A 7,076-nucleotide genomic window follows, 5' to 3' on the forward strand; every position below is an offset into this window, starting at 1 on the left:
GACATCCAGAGGACATCCGCAGTGCCCCGCAGGCCGCGTGAACAGCCCGCCCCTCACCCTGTTTTCCCCTATGTTGGGGGCGTGACTGGGGAACGGGACGTGGGGGCAGGCAGCGGCAATAACGGAAGTCTGCTGATTTATGGTCTGGGGCGCAGCGGACGTGGCGTGGCGCGGTTTCTGTCCGCAGAGGGAACGCGGGCGCAGTGGCACGACGCCCGGCCCTCGGCAGAGGATCTGGCGTTGATGGACAGCTTGCATTACGGGCGCGGCGATGTGGGCGGCACTTACGCGACTGTTGTGGCCGCTCCCGGCGTCCCCATCGATCACCCGGACCTGGAAAACCTGCGTGGGCGCGGCGCGGAGGTCATCGGGGAGGTGCTGCTGGCCGCCCGTCTGCGCCCGGCGCTGCCCATCGTGGGCGTGACTGGCACGGCGGGCAAGGGCGGAACCACGGTGCTGATCGCCTCTTTGCTGCGGGCCTGCGGGGTACGGGCGCGTGAGGGCGGCAACATCGATCCGCCGCTGCTGGACGTGGTGGACACGGCAGCGGTGGCAGTGGCCGAACTGTCCAGCTTTCAACTGGAACGGGCGGCGGGGCTGCGCCTGCCCGTGGCGGTCATCACCAATCTGGGCGTCGATCATCTGGACCGTCACCGCACCGTGGCGGCCTACCACGCCGCCAAACTGAACATCACGGCGGGGCAACAGGAAGGGGACGTGCTGATCGTCCCCGAAGGGCTGGAGGTCAGCACGCGCGCTGAGGTTCTCGCCTTTTCCCCGGCGCGGCTGGTGCTGAGAAGTGGCGAGGAAGTCCTGCCCGCCGCCGACTTGCCCGACTCCATCCACCCGGCCAACGCCGCCGCCGCGCTGCTGGCTGCCGAGGCCACGCTGTTGCGACTGGGCCGCCCGGTTCAGGCCGAGGTGCTGGCCGCCGCCCTGCGCGCGGCCCAGCCCCAGCGGGGCCGTTTCGAGACGGTGGCGCAGGTGGGCGGCGTGCGCTTTATCGACGACAGCATCGCCACCCGCACCATCGCCGTGCAGGCTGCGCTGGAGCGGGCCAGGCCGCCGATTGCCTGGCTGGTGGGCGGGCGCGACAAGGGCGCGGAGCTGGGGCCGCTGCGGGAAGCCGCGCAGGGCCGGGTCAGAACCGTGATCGCGTTCGGTGAGGACGGCGAGAAACTGGCCCGTGAACTGGGGCTGCCCTTCGTGGCCGTTTCTGGGAATGATGGCGACGCCACCATGCGCGCGGCAGCCCAGGCCGGATTTGGGGCGCTTACGGGCAGCGGCACCGTTCTGCTGGCCCCCATCGGCACCAGTTTCGATCAGTTCCGGGACTACGCCATGCGCGGCGACAGTTTCCGGCGGGCGGCCCTGACCCTGGCGGACGCGGCAGATGCGGCGGACCCGGAGGCAAGCGCGTGAGCGTTCAACTGATCATCGCGCAGGTGCTGCTGATGGCCCTGGGCCTGCTGGGAATCGCCACCGCGCGCCCGGACCTGGTTGTGGAACACGGCTGGAAAACGGCGCTGGCGCTGGGCATCACCTTTGCGGTGGCGCGGCTGCGGCCCCGGACCTTCCTGAAACTGGGACCGCTGTTCTGGGCCTTTACGCTGGTGCTGCTGGCGCTGGTGCTGGTGATCGGGGTGGGCACCGCCGAAAGCACCGCCACCAAGAGATGGCTGGATTTCGGCGGCCCCTTCCGCTTTCAGCCGTCCGAACTGGCCAAGTTGGGGCTGATCATGATGCTGGCCTCGTTCTTCTCACGCCGGGGCGTGCAGAACAAACTGCTGAGCGCCACGGTCATGATCCTGCTGACCACCGCGCTGGTCTTTGCCGAGCCGGACCTGGGCAGCAGCGTCCTGATGTTCGCGCTGGGCATCATCCTCATGTACGCCGCCGGGGTGCGGATCAGCAACATCACCGGCTTCCTGTTCGCGCTGGCGCTGATGGCCCTGCCCGTCTTCTCGGTGTATCTGGAAAAACACCCGTACATCCTGGCCCGCTGGCAGGGCCACCAGTCGCGCGATGAGGAAAGGGCCATCGGCCTGGATCAGATCGGTTTTGCCCACCGCGACCTGACCTGGGGCGGCTGGTGGGGCCAGGGGCCGGACGGCAGGCGCTACGAGTATTTTGCCGCCCACACCGACATGGTGGTGGCCTCGGTGGGCTTTTCCACCGGGCTGCTGGGCGTGATCACGCTGCTGTTCTGCTACTGGCTGATCGTGTCGGTGGCCCTGCAAACCTCGCAACTTGCCGCGCGTATCCGGCCCATGACGCCCGAGATCCACGGGGCCAGCATCCTGGCGACCGGGGCGATGTTCATGATCGTGGGGCAGGCGATGGTGAATCTGGCCGTCGCCGCCGGGTTCTTTCCGGTCACGGGCGTGCCGCTGCCACTGGTCAGCTTCGGCTTTTCCAGCATGTTGACCATGAGCGTGGCGCTGGGCATCATCCACTCTGCCCTGCGCGAGGTCCGGCGTAACCTGCCCGAAACCGAGGCCCGGCCCGCCGAGGCCAGGGTCGCCGAAAGTGGGGGCATGGGCCTGAGCGGCGACTGAAACTGGAATCTCAAAAAGCAGACAGGCAGCGTGTTGGGACTTTCCCACGCTGCCTCGTTCTTTTCGCACGCTTTAACGCCGTGGTGTCAGCGGCCCGGTGTCAGCACATCCAGATTCCGCACGCTGACATACGGCACCAGTCCGGCGGTGCGGGCGCGGGCGTAGGTCTGCCGGGCCAGGACCGGGTTCGAGGCGTAATCCAGCGTCAGCACCGGCTTGCCCAGCTTGCGCCAGTTTTTGAAGCTGGCCAGCAGTTCGGTCTGCCGCTCGGCTTCGGTGACCCTATCCGTGGCGTAGACGAAGGTTTCCTCCTGGGCGGTGGCGTCCACGCAGGCAGCGTAGTCAGAGTCTGAGAGCAGTTCGGGGGCGTTCTGCGGGATGATCAGGAACTGGGGGTCACGGGCGCGGGCGTGCCGGGCGATCTGGCAGACCCAGGCTGCCATCTCGGCGCGGGCGCTGGGGCGTTCCGGGCGGCGCATGTAGGCGTCGATCAGGTCCAGATAGACGCCGTGAAAGCCCTGGTCGATCAGCGTGTCCAGCCCGGCCAGCGCCAGTTTCTGCCACGCCGGGTTCCAGTACGCCACGTCGTAATTGCCAGGCCAGTCGGGATCGGCCTTTAAAATCCACTCCGGCTGGCCGGGTTTCCAGCCGGGCTGCCAGTAACGGCGGTAATCCTCGGCGGCCCCCACGCTCAGGTAGGCGACGAGCAGTTTTCCGTTTGCGGCGGCCCCCACCTCGGCGCGGCTCCAGGGCTGGCCGTCGTCGTCGTTCGGCTCGATGACCAGCAGATCAAAGGGGACGCCGGCCAGCGGCCTCAGACGCGGCCCGTCTGTACCGCCCAGACCGCCCAGTTGAATGGCCCAGGTGCGCGCGGCGCGCAGTTGATCTGACCTCGTTTCAGCCGACGGGCCGCTTGCCGCCGCCCAGCCCAGGCCGAGCAGCAGCAGGGGAGAGAGCAAAGCCGGCCACCGCAGGGCGCGGGACTGGAAAGGTGGGCGGGAAGGTAGGACGGTGTTCAGGGCAAACCTCCAGGTAGGGACAGCGCGCGGTCTGTCACGAAGGTCTGCACGTTGTACTGCGCGGCCCGCTCGCGTGCGGCGCGGGCCAGAGCGGGTGTATTCGCGTAGTCCAGCGCGCAGACGCTCAGGCCCTGGGCGCGCAGTTCCTTGAGCCAGTGGGCGGTGTAGGTCCGGCCCCCCTTGTCCAGCACGGCGTAGGCCGGGGTGTGGGTGGTGGAAAAGCCCTCGAACAGCACCCCGTCTACCAGCCGCGCCAGACCCGGCAGCAGGCCAAAGCCCCGGTTGGCCAGCAGCGTCGCTTTGGGAAAGGCGGTCCGCAGCGTCTGCACCAGCGCCAGCGTGGCCTCGGCCCCGGCGCTGTCCAGGGTGTCGAGCATCAGGCCGTCGGCGTTTTGAAGTTCCAGGTCAGCGCGCCGCAGCAACTCGGCCCACCACGCGGGGTTGCGGGCGTCCACCTTCACGCTGCCCCACTGCGGATTGACCTCCAGATGGTACGTCTGACAGCCAGGGGTACAGCGGTAGTCGCCGACGGGGTGGTCCTCGCCCACGCTCAGGTAGCCCAGCACCCGCGTCCCGCCCGCGCGCAGGGCCTTGAGCTGGGCCGGCTTGTACAGCGTGGTCTGCACCACCGCCGTGCCGAAGCCCCCCAGCGCCTTTAAAGCCTGTGGCGTGGGCAGGCCGTAATAGACGCTCAGGGGCAGGTGGGGCGAGAGGGCGGAGATGGCCGTGAGCAACGCCTACCTGGGGGTCACGGCGACGTTGACCGTGCCGCCGACCGTGCGGTTCAGGATGCGTACCGCGCCGTAAGTGGCCCCGGAAGTCGCGCCGGTCAGGCTGACGGGCAGGGTGCCCGCGCGGCTGGTGATCGCCACGCTGTTGGTCTTGCGGTCCCAGACTGCGCCCAGGGTGCCCGCCGCCTTGGCTTTCTGCTCACGGGTGTGGCGGTCCACGTAGGCCCCCAGATCGTCCCAGGCCAGGGTATTGACCGGCAACGTGCTGGCCCCGGTGTACTTGTCCAGCACGGCGCGCACCCAGTCGGTGGACACGCTCTTGCCGGGGGCGTACTGGTTGAGGTTGGGCTGGTGCATGTAGTGCGGCCAGGCGGCCCCCGACAGCACGTGTTGCACCCCGATGTCGCTTTCCTTGTCCAGGTATTCCGCGTAGCTCAGGGCCTTGGGCCAGTACGGCGCGGTGCCGCCGGGGGCATACACTGCGTTGTAACTTGTGGCCGCCTCATCCGGCGTGCTGGAGTAGTAAAAGACGTTGTTGGGCCAGCGCGGAATCAGCAGGATGTTGGGCTTCAAGGGGTGGAAGACGCCGCAGGTGGGGCAGGACGCGTCCCAGTGACTGGCGACGCTGCGGTTGGAGGCCACGTATTTGACGCCCGACAGGGTGGCCGCGTCCAGGAAATTGACGTTGCTGGCCCTCAGCCCGTAATCCACCTTGGGCTGGCCCTCGGCAAGGGCCTTCCAGCCCAGCCCGCTGAGTTCGCCCGTGACCAGACTCTTCTCGCTCAGTTTCAGGCCCATGAACAGCCCGATCAGCGTGTTCTGGAAGACCTGATTGAAGCTCTCGTTGAGCGACAGGTTATCCATCAGGGGGTGATCGCGGGTGTGGTTGACCCAGTCGAAATCCCGGCCCAGGCATTTGCTCACGGCGCTCAGGGGGTCCTTGACCTTGGCGGACGGCGAGCAGGTCCGGGGGGCCAGGATGTCGGCTCCCAGGCCGTTGTACACCATGGCGTAGGTGAAGTTTTTTGCTGCCGGGAAATCCCTGCGGATGGCCGATTGCTGGTCACGCGCCGACAGGGCGTCGCTGGCCTTCATGCGGAACCCGTTGAGGACCACCGTTTTGGTGGGGGCGTCGTAGCGGTCTCCGGTGGCGAACCAGTCGTCGATGTCCACGCCCAGGTAACGGCGGTACTCGCCCAGGTAAACGCCCTGGGTCAGCCACTGCACCATGCCGTAGCCCAGGAGCTGGGTGTGGGTCAGGTACTCGTTCTGGGCCATGGTCAGCAGCAGCCGTTCGCGCCCGTCGGCGGCGGTGCTGGTCACGGCCAGCAGGTTGCCGTTCGCGTCGGTCAGCAGCGGGGTGGTCTTCACATTGGGCACCGCTTCCAGACGGCTGGGGTAGGCAAACGAGAACCGCACCGGCACCGCTTGAGCGGTCAGGTCACCGAACACGGCTTTGCCGCCCGCCGTCACCGTGGCGTCGGAGTTCCCTGTTTCCGCCCCTGGCACGGCCCGCACGCCGTAATCTTCCGGCGCAATGCCGGGGAAACCGAACAGTGCCAGTTGGCGCACCTTGTAGGCCGCCTCGTACTCGAAGAGCGTGGCCCATTCGCCGTCGTTCAGGGCGCTGGTAAAGATGCCGGGGCTGCTCTCGGTGGTCAGCGAGTTGCTGGCCAGGACCACGCCTGAATATTTGCCCACGCCGTCGGGGCCGATCAGGGTACCCAGGTTCAGGTCCGTGGTCATGGCGTCCAGCGTGTCGTAGGCAATGCCGTGCTGGGACAGCAGCGCCTTCGCGGGGGCCAGTCCGAAGTCGGCGGCCCCGGCGTGCAGCACCAGGATCTTCAGGGCCACCTTGCCGGTCTGGGCGTTGCCGGGCAGACCCTGGGCGCGGACGCTCTGGGCGCTGGGGCGTCCGGCGGGGGCGGCGGGAATGCGGGCTGGGCCGAGGCGCTGCGCGCTGAAGCCCTGCGGCAGCAACCGCCTGATGTCACCGGCCACCGCGCCGGGCGGGTTCAGGTCACCGTCTTCAGAGGCCGAGACCGTCTCACCGTAACGCTCGATCTCGCTGAGCTTGACGCCGTTTTCACCGACGATTCCGGCGTCGGGCTGGGCACCGGGGCCGGGGGCGCTGCCGCCTCCGCACCCGGTCAGGATCAGGGCGGCGGACAGCAGCAGAGCGGGCGGGAACAGCGTTTTCAACTTCGTCATGGAGACTCCTGTGGGGAACGGTGAATGGTAAGGAAGGGGTAAAGGACTGGGCGGACCACTTGGGAATGCTGGGGAGGCGATAGAGATTCAGGCGGATTCAGGTGGATTGATACGGACCCTGGTGCAAGGGTGCCGAAAACATCTGGAAATCCGAACGGACTGAGAGGAAGTGACACACGGATTCCGTATTACTGGGGCGTGACTGGCACCGCCTTGCTGCCGCTCAGGGTGACCACCTGGGTCTTGTAAGCGCCGTACAGGCTGCCCGCGTTCGCGCCGGTCAGGGTGACCGGGACCGTGCCGGACGACAGGTTGCTCAGGGTTACCGCGCCGGTCTTGCGGTTCCACACGCCGCGCAGGGTGCCTGCCGCCTTGGCCTTTTCCTCCAGCGTACGGCTCTTCATGTAGTCGCCCAGTTGATCCCATTTGTAGGTGTTCAGGGGCAGGGTGCTGTACTGGCTATACTTGACCAGCGCGGCGCGTGCCCAGTCGCTGGCCAGGCTCTTGCCAGCGGCGTACTGGCGCAGGTTGGGCTGGTGCATGTAGTGCGGGAAGGC

5 protein-coding genes and 1 pseudogene are annotated in these 7,076 nt (G+C 67.6%); 2 read left to right on the forward strand and 4 right to left on the reverse strand.

Annotated elements, in window-relative coordinates; all coding sequences use genetic code 11:
* The first annotated feature begins 81 nt into the window (after nucleotides 1–81).
* Nucleotides 82–1,422, forward strand: coding sequence for a UDP-N-acetylmuramoyl-L-alanine--D-glutamate ligase (murD, locus tag Q319_RS0101830; protein ID WP_029480118.1), 1,341 nt, complete (start codon nucleotides 82–84; stop codon nucleotides 1,420–1,422).
* Nucleotides 1,419–2,558 carry an FtsW/RodA/SpoVE family cell cycle protein gene (locus Q319_RS0101835; protein ID WP_051655012.1) on the forward strand — a complete coding sequence of 380 codons (1,140 nt, stop codon included), beginning with the start codon at nucleotides 1,419–1,421 and terminating at the stop codon, nucleotides 2,556–2,558. The genes murD and Q319_RS0101835 overlap by 4 nt, the downstream gene beginning before the upstream one ends.
* 86 nt (nucleotides 2,559–2,644) lie before the next feature.
* On the opposite strand, the gene Q319_RS0101840 is transcribed toward Q319_RS0101835, so the two are convergent.
* The 4 genes and pseudogenes from Q319_RS0101840 to Q319_RS27790 form a co-directional block, all read right to left on the reverse strand.
* Nucleotides 2,645–3,517 carry an MJ1477/TM1410 family putative glycoside hydrolase gene (locus Q319_RS0101840; RefSeq protein WP_245618897.1) on the reverse strand — a complete coding sequence of 291 codons (873 nt, stop codon included), beginning with the start codon at nucleotides 3,515–3,517 and terminating at the stop codon, nucleotides 2,645–2,647.
* Between the two features lie 56 nt (nucleotides 3,518–3,573).
* Entirely contained in the window at nucleotides 3,574–4,311 is a 738-nt protein-coding gene (locus tag Q319_RS0101845; protein ID WP_245618899.1) for an endo alpha-1,4 polygalactosaminidase, read from the reverse strand.
* A 3-nt stretch (nucleotides 4,312–4,314) separates the two neighbouring features.
* The gene (locus Q319_RS0101850) at nucleotides 4,315–6,519 is read right to left on the reverse strand and encodes an Agd3-related carbohydrate-binding protein (RefSeq protein ID WP_029480122.1); all 2,205 of its coding nucleotides are present in this window, start codon (nucleotides 6,517–6,519) and stop codon (nucleotides 4,315–4,317) included.
* 188 nt (nucleotides 6,520–6,707) lie between these two features.
* Nucleotides 6,708–7,076, reverse strand: a pseudogene (locus tag Q319_RS27790) (hypothetical protein); the annotation flags it as partial.

The organism is Deinococcus marmoris DSM 12784, from assembly GCF_000701405.1.
Lineage (GTDB): Bacteria > Deinococcota > Deinococci > Deinococcales > Deinococcaceae > Deinococcus > Deinococcus marmoris.

Excerpts from the sequence above, each read along its gene's own strand:
- Q319_RS0101850 (WP_029480122.1), bottom strand. The coding sequence starts at position 6,519 with ATGACGAAGTTGAAAACGCTGTTCCCGCCCGCTCTGCTGCTGTCCGCC.